Origin of the sequence: Camelimonas fluminis, from assembly GCF_014656355.1 — a bacterium.
In the GTDB taxonomy this organism is placed as follows: Bacteria; Pseudomonadota; Alphaproteobacteria; order Rhizobiales; family Beijerinckiaceae; genus Camelimonas; species Camelimonas fluminis.
In genome coordinates this window covers 1-22,904 of sequence record NZ_BNCG01000011.1, presented here as the reverse complement: position 1 = coordinate 22,904, position 22,904 = coordinate 1, and the positions used below count along the sequence as shown (strand labels likewise).

Genomic DNA, 22,904 nt, shown 5'->3' with positions numbered 1-22,904 from the left:
TTAGCGGGGGCCGAGCAATCTCTCCAGATAGTCCAGTTCTTCTCGTGAGCGCTCGCTGTCGCCGAGCCGGCGTCGCAGTTCGTCGAGAATGCGTCGCGCCCGGGCGCCGGCGGCCTCGCCAGGCTCGCCGCTTTCCATCTGTCCGGCGCCGCGATCCTGGCCGCGCAGCGGACGGCCCAACGGATCAGTTTCCGGCCCGCCGCCATTGGTCCCGCGCGCGCCGGGTTGCTCGCCGTTCCGGTCCTGTCCGTCCCTGTCCTGGCCGCGTCCTTTGCCGTCCGCCTCCGCCATCTGCCGGGCAAGATCCTGAGCGCCGCGCCGCATCTCGTCGAGGGCGCGTCCCTGGGAATCGACCGCCTCGCCGGGGCTCTCGCGCCCCAGCGCATCGCCGGCGCCACGCATTTCCCGATCGGCGTCGCCAAAGCCCTTGCCAGTTTCCGCGCCGTCACGTTTCAGCTGCTGCTGCAACTCCTCAAGCTGGCGGCGCAAGGCCTCCTGACGCTGGCGCAGGTCGCCGGGGGTGGCGTCCGGCTGGCCCGGCTTCTCACCCTGGCCGCCGCCCTTCTGGCCGTGCTGGCCTTGCCTGCCGCGGCCGTCGTGCGGGCCCTGGCCTTGCCGTTCACCGGGGCGCTCTCCCGGCCGCGCCCCCTCATTGCGTCCGCCAGGCCGGCCCTGCTGGCTCCGGCTTCCGTCCTGCCCTTCGTCGTCCTGGGTCTGTCCATTCTCGCCGTCTTGCCCCTGCTGGCCCTGGCGGAAGGTTTCGTCGCGCAGCGCCTGCTGCTGGCGCATCAGTTCGTCGAGATCGCCGAGCGCCTTGCCGAGCCGGCGTCCGGCCTCACCCTGGGCACCCTGATCGCCGCCCTGCCGCCCACCCTGGCCGCCGCCCTGCGACGGGCTGGCGGTGCGCAGGTTCTCCATGAGCTGGCGCAGGCGGTCGAGCAGCCGCGCGGCTTCCTCCCGCTGGCCGAGGCGCGTCAGCTCCTCAATCCGGTCGAGCAGCTTCTGCAGGTCATCCTGGGTGATTGTCTGGGCGTTGGCGTCGCCCGGTTGCTGTGGCCGGGAGCGCGCCTGCCGGCCCATCTCTGCGACATAGCGGTCCATGGCCCGGCGCAGCTCCTGCGACAGGCGGCGAATCTCTTCCTCTCCGGCGCCGCGCTCGATGGCGTCGCGCAGCGCCTGCTGGGCCTGGCGCAACTGCTTCTCCGCGTCCGACAGGTCGCCGTCCTCGATCACCAGGGCCAGCTGCCACAACTGTTCGGCCACATCGACCAGGGCCGGATCGCCCTCGGCGTGGCGCAATTGCTCCGCCACCCGGCGCAGGCCGAGATAGATTCCCGATTGCGGCGTGAACAGCTCCGGCGCGATCAGCAGGGCGTCCAGCGCCGTCTGCACCCGCGCCCGGACGTCCGGGGTGAGAATCAGGTCGCGGCGCTGTTCGACCAGGGCGCGGGCCAGCGGATCGGCGAAGGTGCGCTCCGGCAGGGTGAGCGTCACCGTCTCGCTGCGCCCCTCCTGACCGGCGTCATCCCTGACGGTCAGGGTCAGGGACACCTGGGCGCCGGCCCAGGGGTGGGACGCCAGTTCGGCTACAGTGCGCAGTTCGGCGCCGTCGCCGGGGTTGGCGGGCAGGTTGAGGGGAATGTCCGGCGGTTCCGCCAGGCTGCGGCCTTCGCCGCCGCCGGTGCGCTTGATCTCGGCGCGGCCGGAGGCGAGGCCGTAGTCGTCGGTCGCCGTATAGGCGATGGTGAGCGAGCCGCGGGCGCCGCCGGAAGGCTTGCCTTTCAGCGCCACTTTCGGCGGCTGGTCGGCAATGGCCTGGAACTGGACCACATGCGATCCGCCGCCGGCGCGGATGGAGGCCTCGCCATCGCCGGTGATCCTGTAGCGCACGCGCTGCAGGCCGGCGGGCGCCGCATCGCCGGCTTCGCTGGCCACTGGCGTGAGCCCGGAGCCGGCGCTGACCGTGAGGCCGTCGCCGCCGGCCGCCTGCACCACCAGGATGCTGTTGACGGGAACCCGCGCGGGGGCCGCTTGCGCGGAGCCGGAGGTCAGGTCGAGCATGACCGGCGGACGGCGGGTGTAACGCGGCGGATCGATCCAGCCGTCGAGACGGCGGGCGTTCTCCGCCGCCAGATCCATGCTCCATGTCCAGGTGAAGCCGGACGCCAGGCGGTTGCGCCAGTCCGGTCCGGCGACGAAGGCGGCGGTGACCAGGGCGAGCACCGGGATGGCGCGCAGGGCCCGCCGGTCGCGGTCGGCCATGCGCACCACGGGCGCGCGCAGGCGCAGGGCCGCCAGCTGCCGCTCCAGCATGGCCTGGTGACGGCGCCACAACGCCTGGGAGGTGGGGTCGGCAAGACCGGTCGCCTGGGCGTCGGCATAAGCGGAGGCGATGCGGGCGCGGGCCAGAGCCGGGGCGGACCGGTCGAGCCGCGCCAGGGCCTCGTCGCGACCGGGCCAGCGCAGGCGGGTCAGGGGCCACAGCGCCGCGACGGCGGCGACCAGGAAGCCCGAGCGCAGGACGTGCGTCAGCGCCGGCGGCGCTGCCTCCCACAAACCGGCGAGGCTGGCGGCGAGATACAGCAGGACAACGCCGGCAAGCGGCCACAACGCCGGCCACAGCCGCTCCCAGAACAGCGCCGCCTGGCTGAGGCGCGTCAGGCGCTTCAGCCGCAGATCGCTGCGTCTGGACGTTGCTGTCGCGCCGGGCGCGTCAGCGCGCGGCCCGGATGGCGGCGTTGCTGTCATCCATGTCTCCGCGCGACGCCCGACGCCGCGCTCTGTCTGGTCCGGATCAGAACCCCACTGTCGGTGACGAACAGGGCGAGGCCATGACCGCTGGCGGAAGCGCAACAATCAGCGACGAAAGCCATTGTTGCAATGTCCGCATCGTCCGCGCCGGCCCGCCGGATTATTCCAGCCAGGCTGGCAGGCGATCCATGGCGATGATCTCGTCGACGGTGACGCGCGGCCGCACCACGGCCCAGGCGTCGCCCTTCGCCAGCACCTCGGGAACCAGCGGCCGGGTGTTGTAGGTGGACGACTGCACCGCGCCGTAGGCGCCGGCGGTCATCACCGCCAGCAGGTCGCCGGCCTTCAGCTGTGGCAGCGAACGGGCGAGGGCGAGATAATCGCCGGTCTCGCACACCGGGCCGACAATATCGGCCACCATGTGCGGCGCGTCCGCCGGCGAGGCGGCCACCGGGATGATGTCGTGATACGCCTCATACAGGGTGGGGCGGATCAGGTCGTTCATCGCCGCGTCGACGATGACGAAGGTCTTGCCCTCGCCGTGCTTCACGTACAGCACCTCGGTCACCAGCACGCCGGCGTTGCCGACGATGAGACGACCTGGCTCGAACACCAGGGTCAGGCCGAGATCGCGGGTCTCCTCGCGGATGATGCGGGCGTATTCCGAGGGCAGGGGCGGCGGTTCGTTGTCGGTGCGGTAGGGAACGCCGAGCCCGCCGCCGAGATCGACGTGGTGCAGCTGGTGGCCGTCGGCCAGCAGGTCGCGGGCAAGGCCGGCGATCAGCTTCGCGGCGTTGGCGAAGGGGGTGAGATCGGTGATCTGGCTGCCGATGTGCATGTCGACGCCGCGGATCGCCACGCCAGGCAGCCCGGCGGCGCGGGCGTAAACCTCACGCGCCAGCGAAATCGGAATGCCGAACTTGTTGTCGAACTTGCCGGTGGAGATCTTGGCGTGGGTCTTCGCGTCGACGTCCGGGTTGACGCGGATCGACACCGGGGCCTTGCGGCCCATGCTCACCGCCACCTCCGACAGGGTCTGCAGCTCCGGCTCGGACTCGACGTTGAAGCAGAGGATGCCGGCTTCCAGCGCCATCGCCATTTCGGCCCGGGTCTTGCCGACGCCGGAGAAAACAATGCGCTCGCCCGGTATGCCCGCCGCCAGGGCGCGGCGCAGTTCGCCGCCGGAGACGATGTCGACGCCGGCCCCGAGGCGCGCCAGCGTCCTCAGCACAGCCTGGTTGGAGTTGGCCTTGACCGCGTAGCAGACCAGCGCCGGCCCGTCGCTGAAGGCTTCCGCGAAGACGCGGTAGTGCCGTTCGATGGTGGCGGAGGCGTAGCAGTAGAAGGGCGTGCCAACCTCCTGGGCTACATGGCGGAGATCGACGTCCTCGGCGTGCAGCACGCCATCGCGGTATTCAAAGTGACGCATGACAGGTCCAGGCGTTGGCAAGTTCCCGGCGACGCCAGCTCCCGGCGACGCAAGATCGTGGGTAACCGGCCGAAGGGGCGGAGCATCGGCTCCAGGGCAATTCCGGCGCGCGGCGCTTTCCGGCTGGAACCGCGTTCATTCAACCAGCTGGCGTCCTTGCGCCAGCACACATCAATTCAATCGACTGGCATCGCGGCGGCGGAGGCCGGCGTCACAGCAGCGGATCGAGTATGAACGGCCGCTTGGGAATGGTGATTCCCTTCGGGCTTTTCTTCTGGCCGCCGGGGATCGGCGAGGCCACGACCGAATCATTGCCGTCGTCCTCGTCATCGCCAACCACCGCGCCGGTGCGCTGGCCGTCAGTCTGGGTCTGCTGCGCGGCGTTGGGCGGCGCCTGGAGCGCGCCGCGGCGGCCACAGCCGGCCAGCGCCAGGGCCATGGCCAGGACGATGAGGGCGGAGCGCGTGGCGCCGGAGGCCGACAGGCCAGGGATTGCCGTATTGCGAGCCAAGGGCTGGGTCCCCACAGGTATTGACTGATGGCGGCTCAGTCTGGAGCGCTTTCCGGTCAGGCGGAATCGCCTGATCGGGGTCGCCCAAAACAAAGGAAACAGGAGCATGCGTCGACCCATGCGGATCGGCAAATGCTCTATGCCACGAAATCTTGCATTTGCGAAAACGACGCGTCAGAGGGCCTGATGGGCGCCGCCGCGCGCGAATTTTGACACGCGCGAATTTTTGAGAAGAGTGGACGCACGCTTCGTAAAGAAAATGCGCCACATCAGAAAAATAGCGCGTTTCCAGCAAACCGGGCTTACCGGAAACCCCTCAGGGGCGGCGCGTTCAGGCGCCAGCCCTGTCGTTGCGCTCCAGCTTGCGCAGCCAGCGGCGCGCCTCGCGGCGCACATTGGCCGGCGCCGTGCCGCCGAAGCTGACGCGGCTGCGCACGGATTTTTCCACGCCCAGAACGGTGAAGATTTCCTGGGTGATGCGCGGCTCGACCGATTGCATCGCTTCCAGCGACAGCTTCTCCAGCCCCACGCCCCTCTCCGAGGCGAGGCCGACGATGCGGCCAGTGACATGGTGCGCCTCGCGGAACGGCAGGCCGAGCACCCGCACCAGCCAGTCGGCCAGATCGGTGGCGGTGGCGTAGCCGCTGCCGGCGGCCTTGCGCATCGCCGGCAGGTTCGGCGTCAGGTCCTGCACCATCCCGGTCATGGCGGCGAGGCACAGGGACAGGGTCTGGATGGCGTCGAAGGCGCCTTCCTTGTCTTCCTGCATGTCCTTGGAATAGGTCAGCGGCAGGCCCTTCATGACGATCAGCAGGCCGTTCAGCGCGCCGATGACGCGCCCGGCCTTGCCGCGCACCAGCTCGGCCGCGTCCGGATTGCGCTTCTGCGGCATGATCGATGAGCCGGTGGAGAAGGCGTCCGACAGGCGCACGAAACCGAACTGCGGCGTCGCCCACAGCACGATCTCCTCAGCGAAGCGCGACAGGTGCACGGCGCAGATGGCGGCGCCTGACAGGGTCTCCAGCACGAAATCGCGGTCAGACACCGAATCCAGCGAATTGGCGGTGGGCCGGTCGAAGCCCAGCGCCGCCGCCGTCTGGTGACGGTCGATGGGGAAGGAGGTGCCGGCCAGCGCAGCTGCGCCCAGCGGGCACTCGTTCATGCGGCGGCGGGCGTCGACGAAGCGGCTGCGGTCGCGACCGAACATCTCCACATAGGCCAGCAGATGGTGGCCGAAGGTGACCGGCTGGGCCGATTGCAGATGGGTGAAGCCGGGCATCACCGCGCCGGCGAACTCCAGCGCCCGGGTCGCCAGGGCGTGTTGCAGGGCGGCGAGCTGGCCATCGAGATCGTCAACCGCGTCGCGCACCCACAGGCGCATGTCGGTGGCGACCTGGTCGTTGCGCGAGCGGGCGGTGTGCAGGCGACCGGCGGTGGGGCCGATCAGGTCGGCGAGGCGCGACTCCACGTTCATGTGGATGTCTTCCAGCGCGCGGGAGAACTGGAATGCGCCGTTTTCGATCTCGCCGGCGATCTGGCGCAGGCCCTCGGCGATCTTTGCCGCGTCAGGCTTTTCGACGATGCCGGCCTCGGCCAGCATGGCCACATGCGCCAACGAGCCGCGCACGTCCTGGGGGCCGAGCCTCTTGTCGAACTCGATCGAGGCGTTGATCTCTTCCATGATAGCGGCTGGCGCGGAAGAGAACCGGCCGCCCCACATCTTGTTGCTCATTGTCCGCCCGATCCTGGATTCATGAACGTGTCAGATAACAAATCGCGCGCCCCGCGTATCGCGGCTGTCGCCGTTCTCGCCGTCGCGCTCCTGGGCGCAGGGGTATATTGGCTTGCGCAAGATCGCAATGTTTCTGGTGGCCCTGGCGGGCAATGCCCGGCCCGGGACATGGCGCCGCTGGCGGGCCTCGCGAAGGGCGACATGGCCGGCATGCGCATTCTGTCACGGCCGGAGAAGCTGCCGGAATTCACATTCGTGGACGGCGCCGGCGCGGTGAAGACCATGGCCGACTTCAAGGGCAAGGTGACGCTGCTCAACCTGTGGGCCACCTGGTGCGCGCCGTGCAAGCTGGAAATGCCGGCCCTCAACGCCCTGCAAGGCGCGATGGGCGGCAAGGACTTCGAGGTGCTGGCCATCAACATGGACAGCCGCGACGCCGGCAAGCCGCGCGAATGGCTGAAGGACAACAAGATCGACCATCTGGCCTATTACGCCGATACGCCCGGCAAGATTTTTCAGGCCCTGCGCGGCGCCGGCCGCGCCTCCGGCCTGCCGGTGACGCTGCTGGTCAACCGCGACGGCTGCCTGGTCGGCCAGCTCGACGGTGCGGCCGAGTGGCACTCGGACGATGCGAAGGCGTTGGTGAAGGGGGCGGTTGGCGGATAGGGCGAGCCGTGCCCGGTAATGTGGTTCTCCAGGGTCCCGTCAGGCGAACAGGTGTTGGATATCGACAGGGTTTTCAACGGGTTATTTTTGTTTCGCATGGAAAATTCGCTGTTGGGAGCTGCGGCTGGCGACCGTCGCGCCTGTCACGGTCGCGCCGGGTGCGGGAACACAGGCTGATGCCCAGAAATTACCACCACGGCCCGGTCACAGACCATTTCGACGGCCGGCGGTTCTCCAATCCGGGGCATCCGTCGACGGACAGGAAGTTTGCCGATCTGTGGCGCTGGTGGCGCTCCGGTCAGCGGGAGAAATGGCCGCGACAGGTGGCCGTGACCCAGGTTGCGCCGGAGCCCGATGCGGATGGCGTCTGCATCACCATGGTCGGCCACGCCACGCTGCTGATCCAGGCGGGCGGCAGCAACATTCTCACCGATCCGGTTTGGGGCGCGCGCGCCGGACCGCTGTCGCTGCTGGGGCCAAGGCGCGTCACCGTCCCGGCGGTTTGCTTTGATGATCTGCCGCGCATCGACGCCGTGCTGGTCAGTCACAATCATTACGATCATTTCGATGCACAGACGTTGCGCCGCCTGCAGGAGCGCCATCAGCCAACGTTTGTCACGCCCGTTGGCAACGAGCGCCTGTTGCAGAAGGTTGCGCCCGGCGCACGGGTGCTGACTGGCGACTGGGGCGATGCGGTGGCGTTGCCGCGAGGCGTCGCGACCCGCTTCACGCCCGCCAATCACTGGTCGCGGCGGGCCTTGCGCGACACGCGCAAGGCGCTGTGGAGCGGCTTCATGATCGATACGCCGGCGGGGCGCATCTGGTTCGCCGGCGATACCGGCTATGGCGATGGCGGCGTCTTTCGCGACATCCGCGCGGCGTTCGGCGCGCCCGACGTGGCGCTGATCCCGATCGGCGCCTATGAACCGCGCTGGTTCATGGCTCCGCAGCATGTGAACCCGGACGAGGCCGTGCAGGTGTTCCGGGATATCGGCGCACGGCGGGCGCTGGGCATGCACTGGGGCACGTTCCAGCTGACCGACGAGGGGCGCGAGCGGCCGCGCGAGGCGCTGGAGGAGGCGCTGCGGCGCGAGGGAGTCGACGCGGAGCGCTTCGTGGCGGCGAAGCCAGGCGATGTCTTCAGGTTCTGAGACGCCCGCCGCGTCCCGCGGATGAGGCGCGCAAAGCAAAACGCCCGCGCAGGGCGCGGGCGTCGCATGCAGTTTGCGTCATGTCGGCGGTGGGCGGGCGGCTTCGCCGCCGTCCGCCTGTTCGCGTCAGGCAGGCCTCACGCCTCCTGCTTCACCGCGATGCCCTTGCCGTTGAACAGTTCCTGCAACTCGCCGGCCTGGAACATCTCGCGGACGATGTCGCAGCCGCCGATGAACTCACCCTTGACGTAGAGCTGCGGAATGGTCGGCCAGTTGCTGTAAACCTTGATGCCCTCGCGCACGGCGTCGTCGGCCAGCACGTTGACGCCCTTGTAGGCCACGCCGAGGTAGCCGAGGATCTGGGCGACTTGGCCGGAGAAGCCGCACTGCGGGAAATCCGGCGTGCCTTTCATGAACAGCACGACGTCGTTGGACTTCACGGTGTTGTCGATCTGGGCGTTGATGTCGGTCATCTCACGTTTCCTGGTATGGCCTGGCCGGGCGGGTTGCCCGCCGCCGCGTCCTGGTCCGTGTGATCCATGCCGGACGGCGCCAGCTATGCTGTCACGGCCCGTTTCGTCCGCATTATAGGGCGTTTGTCCCCGACGGAACATCGCCGGCGGGCTCTCCCCTCATGTGTGGGACGCGGGCCAGGAAGACAAGCGCGGGGCGTGCATTTCGCCGGCCCCGGCAACATCAGTCCTGCGCCTCAGTCCTGCGTCGGCGTCACCGTGGTCAGGGCCAGGGCGTGTAGCACGCCGCCCATGTTGCCCTGCAGGGCGGCGTAGACCATCTGATGCTGGGCGACGCGGCTCTTGCCGCGAAACGCCTCCGAAATCACCGTGGCGGCGTAGTGGTCGCCGTCGCCGGCCAGATCCTGGATGCGGACGATGGCGTCCGGCAGCGCCTTGCGGATCATCTCTTCAATTTCACGGGCCTGCATGGCCATGGCGCATGTCTCCTGGAAGCGTTTTCCAGCAAAGTGAACCCCACTTTGCGTCAAGAAAACGCGTGAACCCAAAACGCGTGAATCCAGAATGCGGAATGATTTCCGGCAACGCTGCGCCCGGCCGGGGAGGGGCGCAGGTTCCGGATATCAGGGATGATCGATTTCGCCGGCCATGTAATTTGGCAGCCAGTTGTCGTGACCGTTGCGCAGGTCGGCGACCTTTGCCGGCGTCTCGCCCGGGATGTTGACGGCGTCGCCGCCGGCCACGCCGAGCTTGCGGAACGGAACGCCGGCCGCTTTCGCCTCGGCCGCCACAGCGTCGATGGTCGCGGCGTCGGCGGCGATGACGTAACGGGCCTGGTCCTCGCCGAACAGGAAGGCGTGGGCCGGAATGTCGGCGGGCAGCGTATCAAACGAGACGCCGATGTCGCCGGCCATGGCCATTTCCGCCACCGCCACGGCGAGGCCGCCGTCGGAGCAGTCGTGCACCGTCGTCACCTTGCCGGAACGGATCAGGCCGCGCACGAAGTCGCCGTTGCGGCGCTCGACCGCCAGATCGACCGGCGGCGGCGCGCCTTCCTCACGACCGCAGATGTCGCGCAGATAAACGGACTGGCCGATCCACCCGGTGGTGTCGCCGATCACCGCCAGCACGTCGCCGGCCTGGCGCAGCGCCACGGTGGCGTGCAGGGTGACGTCGTCGAGCAGGCCAACGCCGCCGATGGTCGGGGTCGGCAGGATCGAGCGGCCCTGGGTTTCGTTGTAGAGCGAGACGTTGCCGGAGACGACCGGGAAATCCAGCGCCAGGCAGGCCTCGCCAATGCCCTTCAGGCAGCCGACGAACTGGCCCATGACGTCGGGCTTTTCCGGGTTGCCGAAGTTCAGGTTATCGGTGATGGCCAGCGGCAGGCCGCCGACTGCGGTGATGTTGCGCCATGCTTCGGCCACGGCCTGGCGGCCGCCCTGCACCGGGTCGGCCTCGCAATAGCGCGGCGTCACGTCTGTCGTGAGAGCGACGCCCTTGGGGCCGTCCTCAATGCGGACGATGGCGGCGTCACCGCCGGGCTTCTGCACCGTGTTGCCGAGGATCAGGTGGTCGTACTGCTCCCACACCCAGCGCTTCGAGCACATGTCCGGCGTCGCCAGCAGGCGGGCGAGCGCCGTGGCGTTGTCCACCGGAGCGGCCACGGAGGCGGGGTCGATGGTCGGCTGGAAGGCGTTGGAGATGTGCGGGCGGTCGTACAGCGGCGCCTCGTCGCCCAGTTCCTTGATCGGCAGGTCGGCGACGGTCTCGCCGTGATGCTTGACCACGAAGCGCAGGGTGTCGGTGGTGTAGCCGACGACGGCGAAGTCGAGGCCCCATTTGCGGAAGATCGCCTCGGCCTCTTCGCGCTTCTCGGGCTTCAGCACCATGAGCATGCGCTCCTGGCTCTCCGAGAGCATCATCTCATAGGCGCTCATGCCCTCTTCGCGGCACGGCACGTTGTCGAGGATCAACTCGACGCCAAGATTGCCCTTGGCGCCCATTTCCACGGCGGAGCAGGTGAGGCCGGCGGCGCCCATGTCCTGGATGGCGATGACCGAATCGGTCTGCATCAGCTCCAGGCAGGCTTCCAGCAGCAGCTTCTCGGCGAAGGGGTCGCCGACCTGCACCGTGGGGCGCTTCTCGTCCGAATTGGCGTCGAACTCGGCCGAGGCCATGGTGGCGCCGTGGATGCCGTCGCGGCCGGTCTTGGAGCCGAGATAGACGATCGGATTGCCGACGCCGGCGGCGGCCGCATAGAAAATGCCGTCGGTCTTGGCCAGGCCGACAGCCATGGCGTTGACGAGGATGTTGCCGTCATAGCGGGTGTGGAAGCCGACCGAGCCGCCGACCGTCGGCACGCCGAACGAATTGCCGTAGCCGCCGATGCCGGCGACGACGCCGGAGACCAGGTGGCGGGTCTTCGGATGATCCGGCGAACCGAAGCGCAGGGCGTTCAGGGCCGCGATCGGCCGGGCGCCCATGGTGAACACGTCGCGCAGGATGCCGCCGACGCCCGTGGTCGCGCCCTGGTAGGGCTCGATGTAGGACGGGTGGTTGTGGCTCTCCATCTTGAAGGCGATGGCGTCGCCGTCGCCGATGTCGATGACGCCGGCGTTCTCGCCCGGCCCCTGGATCACCCAGGGGGCGCTGGTCGGCAGGCCCTTCAGGTGCAGGCGCGAGGATTTGTACGAGCAGTGCTCGTTCCACATGGCCGAGACGATGCCAAGCTCGGTGATGGTCGGCTCGCGGCCGATCAGCTCAAGGAAGCGCGCGTATTCATCGGGCTTCAGGCCGTGTTCGGCGACGAGTTCCGGGGTGATCCTGGGGGCAGTGGCGGTCATCGGTCGGTCAGTGCTCTGTCAGTGGGGGCGGCGGGCCGGGTTCGGTGGCGCGTTCACGCAGCCATGCGGGAGGCGAGGCTCTCGAACAGGCCGCGCCCGTCGGTTCCGCCCACCAGCGCGTCGATCAGGTTTTCCGGATGCGGCATCATGCCGAGCACGTTGCGCTTCTCCGAATAGATGCCGGCGATCGAATTGACCGAGCCGTTGCAATTGGTTTCCGGCGAGACCACGCCGTTGGCGTCGCAGTAGCGGAAGGCCACCAGGCCTTTGTCCTCGATGCGCGCCACCGCGTCGGCGTCCGCAGTCCAGTTGCCCTCGCCGTGGGCGATGCAGACGTCGATGACCTGGCCTTGCGCATAACGGTGGGTGAAGGCGGTGTCGGTGCGTTCGACGCGAAGGTTCTGGCGCTTGCACATGAAGCGCAGGCGATCGTTGCGCATCAGCACGCCCGGCAGCAACTGCGCCTCGCACAGGATCTGGAAGCCGTTGCAGACGCCGAGCACGAGGCCGCCGCGCGCCGCGTGCGCCTGCACCGCGGCCATGATGTTGGAGCGGGCGGCGATGGCGCCGCAGCGCAGATAGTCGCCGTAGCTGAAGCCGCCGGGCAGGACCACCAGATCCGTGCCGGCGGGCAGGTCGGTTTCAGCGTGCCAGACCATGGCGGGCGCGACGCCGGAGGCGTGCTTCAGCGCCCGGGCGATGTCGCGCTCACGGTTGGAGCCAGGGAAAGTGACGACGGCGGCTTTCATGATGCGTCCCGTGACGGTTGGGGGGCGAGGGCCCGGCTGAGCGCGCCGCCCATGATGTCGAGGGCGGCTTCCGCCACCCTCACGACCTTCGACATGGTGATGAAGCCATGCATCTGGTCGCTCATATGCAGATAGGTGGCCCTTACGCCGGCTTTCTCAAGGGCGCGGGCGTAGGCGGCGCCCTCATCCGCCAGCGGATCGTGGCCAGCGGTGAGAATGAAGGCCGGAGCGAGGCCGGCGTGGGAGGGCGCGTGCAGCGGCGAGGCGCGCCAGTCGGCGCGGTCCTGCCGGGACACGCCGTAGTGGTCGATGAACCAGCGCATGGTTTCGCCGGTGAGGGGAAAGCCGTCCAGGTTCATCGCATACGACGGCCAGGCGTCGCGCATGTCCACCGCCGGATAGATCAGCAACTGGTAGACCAGCGGCGGCAGGTCGCCGTCGCGGGCCATCAACGCCATCACCGCCGCCAGGTTGCCGCCGGCGCTGTCGCCGCCCACAGCGATGCGCGCAGGGTCGACATGCAGGCGGCGGGCGTTGTCGACGACGAAGCGCACGGCGGCGGCGCAATCGTCCACCGCGGCGGGGAAGACATGCTCCGGCGCCAGCCGGTAGTCCACCGCGACCACGGCGCAGCCGGCGGCGTTGGCCAACCGGCGGCAGACATAGTCATGGGTTTCCAGATCGCCGATGACCCAGCCGCCGCCGTGGAAATAGATGAGACAGGGCAGGGGGGCGAGCTCGTCCGGGCCGGCCGGGCGATAGTAACGCAGCGGAACAACGCCGCTAGGACCTGGCGCGGAAAAGTTCTCGACCAGCGCCACGTCAGGCGCGTCAGGACCCAGGGCCCGCCGCGAGCTGCGGTAGGCCTCGCGCGCCTCAAGGGGCGACAGCGCCGTCATGGCGGGCCGTCCGGCGGCCTTCATCAGGTCGAGGACGGTCCGGGCGTCAGGGTCCAGCATCGCCTTGCTCCAGCGTCAGGAGAGAATCTCGACCCTGTAGTTCTCGATGACGGTGTTCGCGAGAAGACGCTCGCACGCATCCTTCAGGGCCGCTTGCGCCGCTTCAGGTTGGGTGTGGGCGAGTTCAATGTCAAAGACCTTGCCCTGGCGGACGCCAGTGACGCCTTCAACGCCGAGCGACGAAAGCGCGCCTTCGATTGCTTTCCCTTGCGGGTCGAGCACGCCGGTTTTGAGGGTTACGGTGACTCGGGCCTTCATGGATGCTCCGCACTCTCTGGTGTATGGGAGCCCGTCTGGAAATGTCGGGCGGTTGAATCCAGCGGTTGTTTTCGCGTCCGCCAGGTCGAAGACGTTGCCTGGCGTCACAAATGCCGGCGGCGATCTTTGTCCCGGGCCCGAAAAACCGCGCTGGCTCACGGCCGACGAATTTCCAAATGGCTCAAGGGGGGCTTAGCCGTTCTTGCCCGTTCAGGCAATCGCACAGCGGAAACACAGGCTTGTCCGATCGCCGCAGGGCGCTGGATTGGGGGCCGAAGCCGCGCCAGGGCGCCCTCCGACCAGTTTCCGGCCAGACAAAACGCGTCTGGTTGTACGGACCGCTCCAGAATCAGCGTTCCGGGCCAACCTTCCCGGTCAGCGCTCCTGGCGCCCCGGAACCATATCCGTTCAGGCGGGCCAGAGCTTTGCCCTGCTTCCTGGCGCAAGACGTTCGCCGGCGCGACGTGGCGCGCCAGACGTCAACGCAGCGTCTTGCGGGCATGGCCGTCGTTGGCGTCGCCGTGATTATCGCCAGCGTCGTCCGGGCGCGCGCTGGCGGTGCGGGCGGGCGCGATTTCCGTCTTGCGCGGCGGTTCGCCGGTCGGCGTCGTGGTGACGAGGCCGCCGCCGCGCCAGACCAGCCAAGCGTAGCTGCAGATGGCGATCACCGACATCACGGGCATGATGACCCGCAGCGAATTGAATGGCTCGTGGAACAGCAGCGCCGCCACCGCCGTGCCGGCAAGGCCGCCGCCGATCTGCATGAAGCCGGTGACGGCCGAGGCGGCGCCGGCGATGCGCGGGAACGGCGCGAGCGCGGCCGTGGTCGCCCCTGGCATGATGAAGGCGTTGCCAAAGGCCCAGAGCGCGGTGGGGGCCATCACCGAGATGAACGAGGGCGGCCAGATGCGCAGGCCGATGCAGAAGCCGAGGCCGGACAGCGCCACCAGCGACAGGCCGATCGGCACGAGGCGGGTGGCGTCCATGCGGCGGAGCAGCACGCCGGCCAGAGCCGCGCCGGTCATGAATGATCCGGTCTGGGCCAGCATGCCCATGCCGAACTGCGTCGGCGTCAACCCCACCTTCTCGATCATGACGAAGGGCAGAATCGCCGCCAGGGTGTAGAGGCCGCCTGGCGACATGGCGATGAGCAGCGACGTGGCGACGAAGGTGCGGTTGGCGAACAGGGTGCGGTAGCTGGCGAGCACGGCGGCGGGCTTTGCCAGCGCCCGGTCGCGGTTGCGGTTGGTTTCGGGCGCGACGAAAGCGATCAGCCAGATGGCGATCGAGCCATAGAGCACCATGACGAAGAAGATCGCCTGCCAGCCGATGGTCGACAGGATGACGCCGCCAAGCGTCGGCGACACCGCCGGGCCGATGGCCAGCATCACCCCGATGAGGTTGAGGATGCGGGCCGCCTGCTGGCCGCTGTACTGGTCGCGCACCATGGCGCGGGACATGGAAATGCCCGCCGCCGCGCCAATGCCCTGAAGAATGCGGCCGGCCAGCAGCCAGGACAGGGAAGGCGCCGCCGCCGCGATCACGCTGCCAGCGAGATAAATGGTGAAAAAGCTGATGCCGACCGGCCGGCGGCCATAGGCGTCGGACATGGGGCCGCAAACCAGCTGGGCCAGGGCGAAGCCGACGAAATAGACGGTGAGGGTGAGCTTGATTGCCGCCGGCGTGGTGTCGAAGGCGTGCACCATCGCCGGCATGGCCGGCGTGTACAGCGACATGCTGATCGGGCCGAGCATGACGACGAGCGCGCCGATCACGGCCGTGCGCATCTCGCTCATCCGGGCGTCCGGATCCTGGGAGACGGGGGCCCGCAGGCGCAGCTTCACGGCGCGGTCTCCGGCGCATGGCGGCGCCCGCCAGGGCTCTGGGCGACGCGCATGGCGCCGGCGCCGGCGACTGCTGTCAGAGCCAGCGAGACCAGGACGTTCCAGCCAGCCATCGACAGGCCGAACAGGCGCCAGGCCGCGTCGGTGCAGCTGACAATCCGGATTGACTGCAACTGGTTCAACAGGTTGGCGGCGTCCGTCGGCGAGCCCTGGCCGCTGCAACCCGGAGGGCCGGGCCAGAATTTCCACTCCACGCCGGCGTGATAGGCCCCGAGCCCGGCGCTGATGAGGAACACGAGCGCGAGCAGCAGCAGGCCGACGCCGCGAAGCCGTTTCTGCGGCTCCGGCGTAGCGGCGATCAGCGCCGCCAGCGGCGCGCCGAAATACCAGGGCAGGCGTTGCTGCAGGCAAAGCGGGCAAGGCAGGTAGCCGAGGATGTGCTCGAAGAAGAGGAAGGTGGCGATGACCGCCAGGGCGACCGCCATGACGATGAGGGCCGCGCATCGGGATATGGACATGCGGGCCAGCATGACGGCCTCCTCAGACCAGGAACTTGGCGGCGGCGAAGCCGGCGATGATGAAGAAAACGATGGCGAAGCCGATGACGCCGGCGTGGCGGTCCATGAGGCGGCGGATCGGCTCGGCGAAAAGCCGCATGGCGCCTGCGACCAGCGCGAAGCGCAGGCCGCGGGTGATGATGCACAGGACCACGAACCACAGCAGATTGTATTCGGCGAAGCCGGACATGATGGTCACAAGCTTGAAGGGGATCGGCGTCAGGCCCTTCAGCAGGATGATCCAGTGGCCATACTCGGCGTAGGATTCGCGGAACTTCGCCACGCCGTCCTGCATGCCGTAGAAATTGATGACCCACTGACCAAGGGAATCGAACAGCAGGTAGCCGATTGCATAGCCGAGGAGGGCGCCGGACACCGAGGCGACGGTGCAGACAAAGGCGTAGAACCAGGCCTTGCGCGGACGCGCTAGGGCCATGGGGGCCAGCATGACGTCGGGCGGAATCGGAAAGAACGAGCTCTCGGCGAAAGCCACGAGGGCCAGCGCCCAGGTTGCCCCTGGCCGGTTGGCCAGGCTCAGGGTCCAGTCATAGAGCCGTTTGAACATGGAGCCCTTCTTATTGAGCAGCTGGCCGGAGGTCTAATGCCCTGTTGGAGATCGCGGATATCTGGCCCGGCGTTTTTTGCATGGCCCCGGTTTTTACTGCGATTCCCGGCCCATCCACTGTGCCAGCGCGTGGTTTCCGGATGATGAATGACGGCCATGGTCCGGCGCGGCGCCACGTCCGGCGTTTTCCGTCCCCAAACGCAAAACGGGCCCGGCGAACCGGACCCGTTTCAACGCTATTTCTGTTCAGATTGGGGCGAAGTCCCCCCAATCCTCACGAAAGCTTCAGGGCTGGACCAGGCGCGGGCCGCCAGCCAGGGCGTTCTCGGACTCGCCGAGGATGCCAAGGCGACGCGCCACTTCCTGATAGGCCTCAACCAGCCCGCCCATATCGCGGCGGAACCGGTCCTTGTCGAGCTTGTCGGCGGACTTGACGTCCCACAGACGGCAGGAGTCCGGCGAGATCTCGTCAGCGACGACGATGCGCATCATGTCGCCTTCCCAGATCCGGCCCGTCTCCATCTTGAAGTCGATCAGGCGGATGCCGGCGCCGAGGAACAGGCCGGACAGGAAGTCGTTGACGCGGATGGCCAGGGCCATGATGTCGTCGATTTCCTGAGGATTGGCCCAGCCGAACGCCGTGATGTGCTCCTCGGAGACCATCGGATCATCGAGCGCATCGTTCTTGTAATAGAACTCGATGATCGAGCGTGGCAGCTGGGTGCCTTCCTCAAGGCCAAGGCGCTTGGCAAGGGAGCCTGCCGCAACATTACGCACCACGACTTCGAGCGGAATGATCTCGACCTCACGGATCAGCTGCTCACGCATGTTGAGCCGCCTGATGAAGTGGGTCGGGACGCCGATGTCGTTGAGGTTCTGGAATATATATTCCGAGATGCGATTGTTCAGCACGCCCTTGCCGTCAATCACCTCATGTTTTTTGGCGTTGAAGGCTGTGGCGTCATCCTTGAAATGCTGGATAAGCGTTCCAGGTTCAGGACCCTCATAGAGGACCTTCGCCTTGCCTTCGTAAATACGACGGCGACGATTCATCGGCGTATACCGTGTCTTAAGAAAATCCATAGGGGACCGCCGTCGCTCCTTGAGAAGGGATGAAGTCCGCGGCCAGCGGGCTTTCTGGGTATCCGACCCGCCGGGGCAACCTAGCCGATTGGGGGCGGAAGCACAATGAGTGAGTTAACGCGCTGGCCGGGCGCATTGTCCTGCCGGTGAGCTCAAGGCAGACACTTCCGGCTATTTCAAGGCATTGTCCAGAAATATCTGGTTTGCATACAGTTTTTACGATCACCTATTTGGGGCGCCGTTGCGGAATATCAAGGATGGCGGCTGAGGCGTCGCCCTGGGAGGCGGAGCCGGAAAGCAGGTCATGGGAGGCGGCCCCGGGAGGGCAGGCCGGCCTTTCGCCGGGCGGCACTGGCAAACGTTGGGCGCGCTTCCTACATAAAAGGCTCAATTTGTGTGAAACACCAATCGGGGCTCTCTACATGACGTCCTTTAGCAAGCGCGAAGAAGCCTTTGAGCGCAAATTTGTTCTTGATGAAGATCTGCGTTTCAAGGCGATGGCGCGTCGGAACCGCCTGTTGGGCGAATGGGCCGCCGGCAAGCTGGGCAAATCAGGCCAGGAGGCGGCCGATTACGCCAGGTCGGTGATTCTGGCGGACTTTGAGGAGGCCGGCGAGGAGGACGTGTTCCGCAAGGTGAGCGGCGACCTTGCTGCTGGCGGCGTGACCACCAGCGAGACGGAGATCCGTGAGACCATGGAGCGCCTGCTGGCGGCGGCTGTGGAAGAGGTGCAGGCCGGTTCCTGACGCGCTGGCGCCCCGCCAGGCGACGGCGCACGACGCTTGGCAGTGGACAGAGCCGGGAGACCGCCCCACCAGGGCGTTGACCTGAGATGGCGCGTCGGTATGATCCGCGCCCAACGCCCCTGTGGTGGAATTGGTAGACGCGCTCGACTCAAAAAGGGGTTTGTCTATCAATCCACAGAAAATCGCGGCGAGTTGAAAGTGTCGTATTTTCAAGGGGCTGGCGAGGCAGGAGCGAAGAGTGGTCAAACCGTCGAATTGGCGCTAGGTGCAGCATAGGAGCTGAGAGCCTAGGCTAGAATCGGCGGCAATGTGCGGGCGTGGCGGAACTGGTAGACGCAGTGGATTCAAAATCCACCATCTTCACGGATATGTCGGTTCGAGTCCGACCGCCCGCACCAATCTTTTCCCGATGACTCACTGAGCGATCGTGTCGGGTGCGCCAAAACATCCACTATTCAGAATGGACATGCGAACACTCGTCGTCCCGCCTTCGTAAGCGGACATGCTCAGAAGCAAAAATTGGGTCGCAATGAACTCAAGCAGGCGCCTATCGTTTATCGAACGGAAAGCCTGGTTCCAGATGAAGGCCATCCTACAGCATCGGCGTGTCGAGCGGCAGGCGATTCACGATCAAATCGCCCGACCAATAAGAGAGCCGATGACAGCCGTCGATGCCATGGCGACGGCGCCCCAGAACACCACCCGGATCGTCGGCTTCCAGACACTCGCACCGCCGGCGAGCGCGCCGACCGATCCCAGCGCTGCGAGCCCAATCAGACAAGCGACAGATACCGCCCAGGCGGCCGTTCCAGCCGGCGCGATCAGCGCAACGATCAGCGGCAAGGCAGCACCCGTGGCGAAGGTCACCGCCGATGTGAAGGCCGCCTGGACAGGCCTTGCCATCACATGGCTGGCCAATCCGAGTTCGTCGCGGGCGTGCGCTTCGAACGCATCCTTCGCCATCATCTGCTCGGCGACCTGGCGTGCAAGATCCGGCGCCACACCGCGCTGCTCATAGATCGCGGCGAGTTCGGCCAACTCTGCTTCCGGCTGGGTGGCCAACTCATGCTTTTCCCGGGCCATATCGGCTTCTTCCGTGTCGGCCTGGGAGCTGACCGACACATATTCGCCAGCCGCCATCGACATTGCTCCGGCTACCAGCCCTGCAACACCTGCCACGAGAATCTCGTGAGAGGTCGTGGATGCGGCCGCTACGCCGACGATAAGGCTCGACGTCGAGATTAGACCGTCATTGGCCCCTAGCACCGCAGCGCGAAGCCAGCCAATACGCTCGATAAGATGATTTTCCTTGTGTAAGGCGCGCATCGACAATGCTCCAGAAAGCGAACGACAGGCTCTGAATCAGAGCCTGTCCCAACGAACCCGCGATTTCATTTGATGATGCGTCAGCCGGCGCAGGACCGATGGAGCGATCTATAAATTATACTGCTCCCGCGCGTAGTCACCAAGTCCAACAGCGTCGAGCTTGCTCAGCGGCGCAAGGAACGTCACCTGGATGACGCCTGGTGCACGACCGATTTCGATCGCGCCGTTCACTGTGGCCCTGTTGCGGACCTCCGGAACCGTCATCCCAAGCAATTTGGCGGCTCGCTCCAGGCCGTTGTCGATGGCGGCGTTCATGTTGGCGGCTGTCCCGACCACCGAGATCGGCGCGAGCGCCTCGACTTCATCCATGCCCCACGTCCTTGCCAGGCGCTCCGCCCGCGCCCGCTCCTGCGCATCGAAGGGACGCGCCAGGAGCGGCAAGTCTTCCAGCAGAGGAAACAGGACCGGTCCATCGATCGGATAGTTCTTCACCACCTCGACTTGCAGCGTCACGCTGCCGGCCACGTCCATGGTGTGCCCGGCGATCTCGCCATCACCCTGGGCGGCGTGCATGTCCCCCATATAGACGCCCGCCCCCTTGACCTTGACGGGCGCGATCAGGATGGCACCAGGGCGCACGGCGTCAATGTCCATGTGGCCGTCGGTCTTGTGCTCGGCAAGCTGCTCGGCCGTCATGGCGTAGGCATGCGGCGCCCCGACCAGGAATGCGCCGAAATCACCGGCATTGTGGGAATCCGGGATGGCATGAGAGGGGGTCGTTCCGAGCTGACCGAGGAACGGTCGCATTCGTACCATGACGCCGACCATATCCGAAGGGGCGAAGGTCAAAATCGAATGCTGCACGGATTTGTCGGGCAGCGCTGCAAAGTGCTTGGCGTTTCGTGCGATTTTCTCGGCGGCATCCCGTGACACGGTCACGCCGACGTGGCGGGTGTCATCGAAGACGACCGTGTAGCCATGGACGATCTCGAACGGCTTCACCGCCTTGCCGCAGCGATTGCACTTCACCGCATCCTGCCCAATGCCTTCAATATGTGTTTCCGGCCAGATCTCGTCGCAGACCGGACACCGCGCAGCGACGTAGGGATCGCCGAGACAGAAACCGGCGGGCGAGGAATCGTGGCCCGACGCCGTCGCTGTAGACGTGACGGTAATATCGCGGATTCGAATTGCAATCCCATCACCGGGTTCGGCGCCAGCGACGTAAACCGGCTGGGTTACTTCGTGACCGCCACGCAAACGAGGCGTGATCATTGGACCCCAGCAGCCCGGTGCAGTGTTGGCGATAATCGTTCCACCGTTCTCCACGGGGCCAAGCATTGGTGCGGCAGGGTCCAGCACGCTGTTGGTGAAGCCATCGACAACCACACTGCGCATCGGTGCATTCGACAGGCCGGAATTATCAGTCATGATATTCTCCTCATTTGCCTTCTTTTATGCCAGCTCCGAGAAGTCGGATCGTAGGCGCATCGACAACGTTTGCTTCATTTAAAATAGCCACCATCTGTTTTCCTGCGATCAGTGCGGTCGCAATCGCGCCGGATTGCAACAGAAGCGGTGCGGCCACCATATGCGCAAAGCCCGTGTTGAGTTTTGCCGGTGGCATCATCGGGCCGACAGTGCCTTCGCTCGCCGATGCGCCGAAGACGGCAAGCAATCTGGGACGAACTGCGAATTCCAGACTGCGCATCGTCAGGACGGGACTCCGATACTATCAGATTTCAGCTCCAACCTGATCGATCTTTGTATTTACACATTGCTCTGGATCAATGTGGTGGCTCGCAGCAATCATATCTCACCGCCGAGCTGAACTGGACCGTTCCTGACATAGCGGCGAGAATAAGCGCCGCACCCAGCAGGCCGATGCGTGGCGACTGTCTTTCAGACACTGAAAGACATTCTCGCAGGCCCGCATGCGTTGACGACCCCGTGGCATCAGTTCGCCCTTCGGAACGGAGTGCTTCGGCGCATGTTCGATGTTCTTGTCCATTTGTCAGGCGGCGGGAAGACGCAATGTCGCGTGGAGGCCACCGTTGCTGCCATTGGACAGCTCAATGGCGCCACCATGTAGCGTGGCGAGATCACGGACGATCGCAAGGCCGAGCCCGCTGCCCGGCTTGGCTTCGTCGAGGCGCTCTCCGGGCGCGAAAGCGCGGCTAAGTGCGTCGGGGGGGATGCCGGGTCCGTCATCGACGATTGTGACAAGAAGTTGTCCCGCTGACGCCTCGCGTGTGGCCGTGATCGTGACAGTGCTAAGTGCCCACTTGCAGGCATTGTCGACCAGATTGGCGACCACCTCATCGAGGTCGTTGGGATCGACGGCGGTCACGAGGCCCGACTCAGCCGAATGAGTGATTGTAAGCGCACGATCCGCATATAGCCGCCGCATCGCCGCAACGATCGAGGCAAAGGCGGGTTCGACCGGTGTGATGACGCCGGGCAGACCGGCATTGGCGGCGGCGCGGGCGCGGGCAAGCTGGAAATCGATCTGACGTTGCATTAGCCCTGTCTGCTGGGTCAGGACCGCGGCGCTCTCCGTATCGCCTCTCGCGAGCAGCCGGCGCACTTCGTCTGTGAGCACCGCAAGGGGCGTCTTGAGGCCATGCGCAAGGTTGCCCGCCTGCGTACGCGCGCGGCGGACCATTTGGGTATTGGCATCGATCAGAGCGTTGAGATCGTCGACCAGCGGCCGAACCTCGGACGGAAAGTCGCCGGGCAGGGTTTCTGCCTTGCCCACGCGAATGTCGCTCAATGCATCGCGCAGGCGGCGCATGGGACGCAGGCCAAACCAAGCCTGTAATGCACCGGCCCCGATCAGGGCGAACGCCAGCGTGCCGAGCGACAGGATCAGCGCCCGATTGAAATGCGTCAGCACATCATCGACGATACGTTGGTCGGCTCCGATCTGAAGCACGTAGCCGCTTGCAGCGGTGTCCCATGGTCGCTCGTATGCGATCATCGGCCCCCCGGTCGGGCCGGCTTCGATCGAGCGGATAAGCTCCCGATCCGCACCTGGCGCCGGGGGCGGAAAATGCTGTTGCGGTTCGAGGGACGCCGATTGCAGCACGACGCCATCGCGACCGCTCACCTGCCAATAATAGCCGGCACCAGGCTGCGCGAAGCGTGGATCGCTGAGTCGCTGCGTCAAAGCGACATGACCATCAGCCGTGTGAGTTAACAGTAAGCGCTGTGCCGCTCACACCTTGCGTTGATGGCTCCACGGCAGGAGGCTGTCGATGT

General features: G+C 66.5%; 21 protein-coding genes and 1 tRNA gene. 4 read left to right on the top strand and 18 right to left on the bottom strand.

Translation table 11 applies throughout. The annotated features are described in order from the left end of the window. The 4 genes from IE243_RS12985 to argH all read right to left on the bottom strand — a co-directional run bounded on the left by IE243_RS12985 (position 1) and on the right by argH (position 6,423). Entirely contained in the window at positions 1 to 2,748 is a 2,748-nt protein-coding gene (locus IE243_RS12985; RefSeq protein WP_191319822.1) for a TIGR02302 family protein, read from the bottom strand. Between the two features lie 163 nt (positions 2,749 to 2,911). Continuing rightward, positions 2,912 to 4,180: a diaminopimelate decarboxylase gene (lysA, locus tag IE243_RS12980; protein WP_191319821.1), complete on the bottom strand. Its 1,269-nt coding sequence runs from the start codon at positions 4,178 to 4,180 to the stop codon at positions 2,912 to 2,914. Between the two features lie 211 nt (positions 4,181 to 4,391). After that, complete coding sequence (gene lptM / locus IE243_RS12975; RefSeq protein WP_244643144.1) at positions 4,392 to 4,691, bottom strand: LPS translocon maturation chaperone LptM; 300 nt, start codon at positions 4,689 to 4,691, stop codon at positions 4,392 to 4,394. Positions 4,692 to 5,022: 331 nt separating this feature from the next. After that, the gene (gene argH / locus IE243_RS12970) at positions 5,023 to 6,423 is read right to left on the bottom strand and encodes an argininosuccinate lyase (protein WP_191319820.1); all 1,401 of its coding nucleotides are present in this window, start codon (positions 6,421 to 6,423) and stop codon (positions 5,023 to 5,025) included. Between the two features lie 27 nt (positions 6,424 to 6,450). Here argH and tlpA point away from each other — a divergent pair, with 27 nt between their 5' ends. Both tlpA and IE243_RS12960 read left to right on the top strand, forming a co-directional pair. Then, positions 6,451 to 7,089 (top strand): thiol:disulfide interchange protein TlpA, encoded by a 639-nt coding sequence (tlpA, locus tag IE243_RS12965; RefSeq protein WP_244643143.1) that lies wholly within the window; start codon positions 6,451 to 6,453, stop codon positions 7,087 to 7,089. Positions 7,090 to 7,265: 176 nt separating this feature from the next. Beyond that, positions 7,266 to 8,240 (top strand): MBL fold metallo-hydrolase, encoded by a 975-nt coding sequence (locus IE243_RS12960; protein WP_191319818.1) that lies wholly within the window; start codon positions 7,266 to 7,268, stop codon positions 8,238 to 8,240. Between the two features lie 137 nt (positions 8,241 to 8,377). On the opposite strand, the gene grxD is transcribed toward IE243_RS12960, so the two are convergent. The 10 genes from grxD to purC all read right to left on the bottom strand — a co-directional run bounded on the left by grxD (position 8,378) and on the right by purC (position 17,571). Then, the gene (gene grxD, locus IE243_RS12955) at positions 8,378 to 8,713 is read right to left on the bottom strand and encodes a Grx4 family monothiol glutaredoxin (protein WP_191319817.1); all 336 of its coding nucleotides are present in this window, start codon (positions 8,711 to 8,713) and stop codon (positions 8,378 to 8,380) included. Between the two features lie 236 nt (positions 8,714 to 8,949). Then, entirely contained in the window at positions 8,950 to 9,189 is a 240-nt protein-coding gene (locus IE243_RS12950) for a BolA family protein (RefSeq protein ID WP_191319816.1), read from the bottom strand. Between the two features lie 147 nt (positions 9,190 to 9,336). Next, complete coding sequence (gene purL / locus IE243_RS12945) at positions 9,337 to 11,556, bottom strand: phosphoribosylformylglycinamidine synthase subunit PurL (RefSeq protein WP_191319815.1); 2,220 nt, start codon at positions 11,554 to 11,556, stop codon at positions 9,337 to 9,339. Between the two features lie 53 nt (positions 11,557 to 11,609). Further along, positions 11,610 to 12,305, bottom strand: coding sequence for a phosphoribosylformylglycinamidine synthase subunit PurQ (gene purQ, locus IE243_RS12940; protein WP_191319814.1), 696 nt, complete (start codon positions 12,303 to 12,305; stop codon positions 11,610 to 11,612). After that, a complete protein-coding gene (gene lipP1 / locus IE243_RS12935) occupies positions 12,302 to 13,264 on the bottom strand; it encodes a LipP1 family hormone-sensitive lipase (protein ID WP_191319813.1) in 963 nt (320 codons plus the stop codon). Before lipP1 ends, purQ begins: the two co-directional genes overlap by 4 nt. A 15-nt stretch (positions 13,265 to 13,279) precedes the next feature. After that, on the bottom strand, positions 13,280 to 13,522 hold the full coding sequence (purS, locus tag IE243_RS12930) for a phosphoribosylformylglycinamidine synthase subunit PurS (protein WP_132001518.1): 243 nt from the start codon (positions 13,520 to 13,522) through the stop codon (positions 13,280 to 13,282). 479 nt (positions 13,523 to 14,001) lie between these two features. Continuing rightward, positions 14,002 to 15,366 (bottom strand): multidrug effflux MFS transporter, encoded by a 1,365-nt coding sequence (locus IE243_RS12925; RefSeq protein WP_244643142.1) that lies wholly within the window; start codon positions 15,364 to 15,366, stop codon positions 14,002 to 14,004. Then, positions 15,363 to 15,896: a disulfide bond formation protein B gene (locus IE243_RS12920; RefSeq protein ID WP_191319812.1), complete on the bottom strand. Its 534-nt coding sequence runs from the start codon at positions 15,894 to 15,896 to the stop codon at positions 15,363 to 15,365. Before IE243_RS12920 ends, IE243_RS12925 begins: the two co-directional genes overlap by 4 nt. Positions 15,897 to 15,906: 10 nt before the next feature. Then, entirely contained in the window at positions 15,907 to 16,488 is a 582-nt protein-coding gene (locus tag IE243_RS12915) for a YqaA family protein (protein WP_191319811.1), read from the bottom strand. 285 nt (positions 16,489 to 16,773) lie between these two features. After that, on the bottom strand, positions 16,774 to 17,571 hold the full coding sequence (gene purC / locus IE243_RS12910) for a phosphoribosylaminoimidazolesuccinocarboxamide synthase (protein WP_191319810.1): 798 nt from the start codon (positions 17,569 to 17,571) through the stop codon (positions 16,774 to 16,776). Between the two features lie 422 nt (positions 17,572 to 17,993). Here purC and IE243_RS12905 point away from each other — a divergent pair, with 422 nt between their 5' ends. After that, a complete protein-coding gene (locus tag IE243_RS12905; protein ID WP_191319809.1) occupies positions 17,994 to 18,317 on the top strand; it encodes a DUF1476 domain-containing protein in 324 nt (107 codons plus the stop codon). Between the two features lie 311 nt (positions 18,318 to 18,628). Beyond that, positions 18,629 to 18,715: transfer RNA gene (locus tag IE243_RS12900), tRNA-Leu, on the top strand. Between the two features lie 232 nt (positions 18,716 to 18,947). Here IE243_RS12900 and IE243_RS12895 read toward each other — a convergent pair. The 4 genes from IE243_RS12895 to IE243_RS12880 all read right to left on the bottom strand — a co-directional run bounded on the left by IE243_RS12895 (position 18,948) and on the right by IE243_RS12880 (position 22,812). Next, positions 18,948 to 19,643 (bottom strand): VIT1/CCC1 transporter family protein, encoded by a 696-nt coding sequence (locus IE243_RS12895; RefSeq protein WP_191319808.1) that lies wholly within the window; start codon positions 19,641 to 19,643, stop codon positions 18,948 to 18,950. A 108-nt stretch (positions 19,644 to 19,751) separates the two neighbouring features. After that, positions 19,752 to 21,074: an acetamidase/formamidase family protein gene (locus IE243_RS12890; RefSeq protein ID WP_191319807.1), complete on the bottom strand. Its 1,323-nt coding sequence runs from the start codon at positions 21,072 to 21,074 to the stop codon at positions 19,752 to 19,754. A gap of 10 nt (positions 21,075 to 21,084) precedes the next feature. Further along, complete coding sequence (locus IE243_RS12885) at positions 21,085 to 21,354, bottom strand: hypothetical protein (protein ID WP_191319806.1); 270 nt, start codon at positions 21,352 to 21,354, stop codon at positions 21,085 to 21,087. A gap of 303 nt (positions 21,355 to 21,657) precedes the next feature. Then, complete coding sequence (locus tag IE243_RS12880; protein WP_191319805.1) at positions 21,658 to 22,812, bottom strand: sensor histidine kinase; 1,155 nt, start codon at positions 22,810 to 22,812, stop codon at positions 21,658 to 21,660. Positions 22,813 to 22,904 lie beyond the last annotated feature (92 nt).

What these genes read in the sequence shown, in the direction of transcription:
- IE243_RS12985 (WP_191319822.1), bottom strand. Translation starts at nt 2,748, where the DNA reads ATGACAGCAACGCCGCCATCCGGGCCGCGCGCTGACGCGCCCGGCGCG.
- lysA (WP_191319821.1), bottom strand. Translation starts at nt 4,180, where the DNA reads ATGCGTCACTTTGAATACCGCGATGGCGTGCTGCACGCCGAGGACGTC.
- argH (WP_191319820.1), bottom strand. Translation starts at nt 6,423, where the DNA reads ATGAGCAACAAGATGTGGGGCGGCCGGTTCTCTTCCGCGCCAGCCGCT.
- IE243_RS12960 (WP_191319818.1), top strand. Translation starts at nt 7,266, where the DNA reads ATGCCCAGAAATTACCACCACGGCCCGGTCACAGACCATTTCGACGGC.
- grxD (WP_191319817.1), bottom strand. Translation starts at nt 8,713, where the DNA reads ATGACCGACATCAACGCCCAGATCGACAACACCGTGAAGTCCAACGAC.
- IE243_RS12950 (WP_191319816.1), bottom strand. Translation starts at nt 9,189, where the DNA reads ATGGCCATGCAGGCCCGTGAAATTGAAGAGATGATCCGCAAGGCGCTG.
- purL (WP_191319815.1), bottom strand. Translation starts at nt 11,556, where the DNA reads ATGACCGCCACTGCCCCCAGGATCACCCCGGAACTCGTCGCCGAACAC.
- purQ (WP_191319814.1), bottom strand. Translation starts at nt 12,305, where the DNA reads ATGAAAGCCGCCGTCGTCACTTTCCCTGGCTCCAACCGTGAGCGCGAC.
- lipP1 (WP_191319813.1), bottom strand. Translation starts at nt 13,264, where the DNA reads ATGCTGGACCCTGACGCCCGGACCGTCCTCGACCTGATGAAGGCCGCC.
- purS (WP_132001518.1), bottom strand. Translation starts at nt 13,522, where the DNA reads ATGAAGGCCCGAGTCACCGTAACCCTCAAAACCGGCGTGCTCGACCCG.
- IE243_RS12920 (WP_191319812.1), bottom strand. Translation starts at nt 15,896, where the DNA reads ATGCTGGCCCGCATGTCCATATCCCGATGCGCGGCCCTCATCGTCATG.
- IE243_RS12915 (WP_191319811.1), bottom strand. Translation starts at nt 16,488, where the DNA reads ATGTTCAAACGGCTCTATGACTGGACCCTGAGCCTGGCCAACCGGCCA.
- purC (WP_191319810.1), bottom strand. Translation starts at nt 17,571, where the DNA reads ATGGATTTTCTTAAGACACGGTATACGCCGATGAATCGTCGCCGTCGT.
- IE243_RS12905 (WP_191319809.1), top strand. Translation starts at nt 17,994, where the DNA reads ATGACGTCCTTTAGCAAGCGCGAAGAAGCCTTTGAGCGCAAATTTGTT.
- IE243_RS12895 (WP_191319808.1), bottom strand. Translation starts at nt 19,643, where the DNA reads ATGCGCGCCTTACACAAGGAAAATCATCTTATCGAGCGTATTGGCTGG.
- IE243_RS12890 (WP_191319807.1), bottom strand. Translation starts at nt 21,074, where the DNA reads ATGACTGATAATTCCGGCCTGTCGAATGCACCGATGCGCAGTGTGGTT.
- IE243_RS12885 (WP_191319806.1), bottom strand. Translation starts at nt 21,354, where the DNA reads ATGCGCAGTCTGGAATTCGCAGTTCGTCCCAGATTGCTTGCCGTCTTC.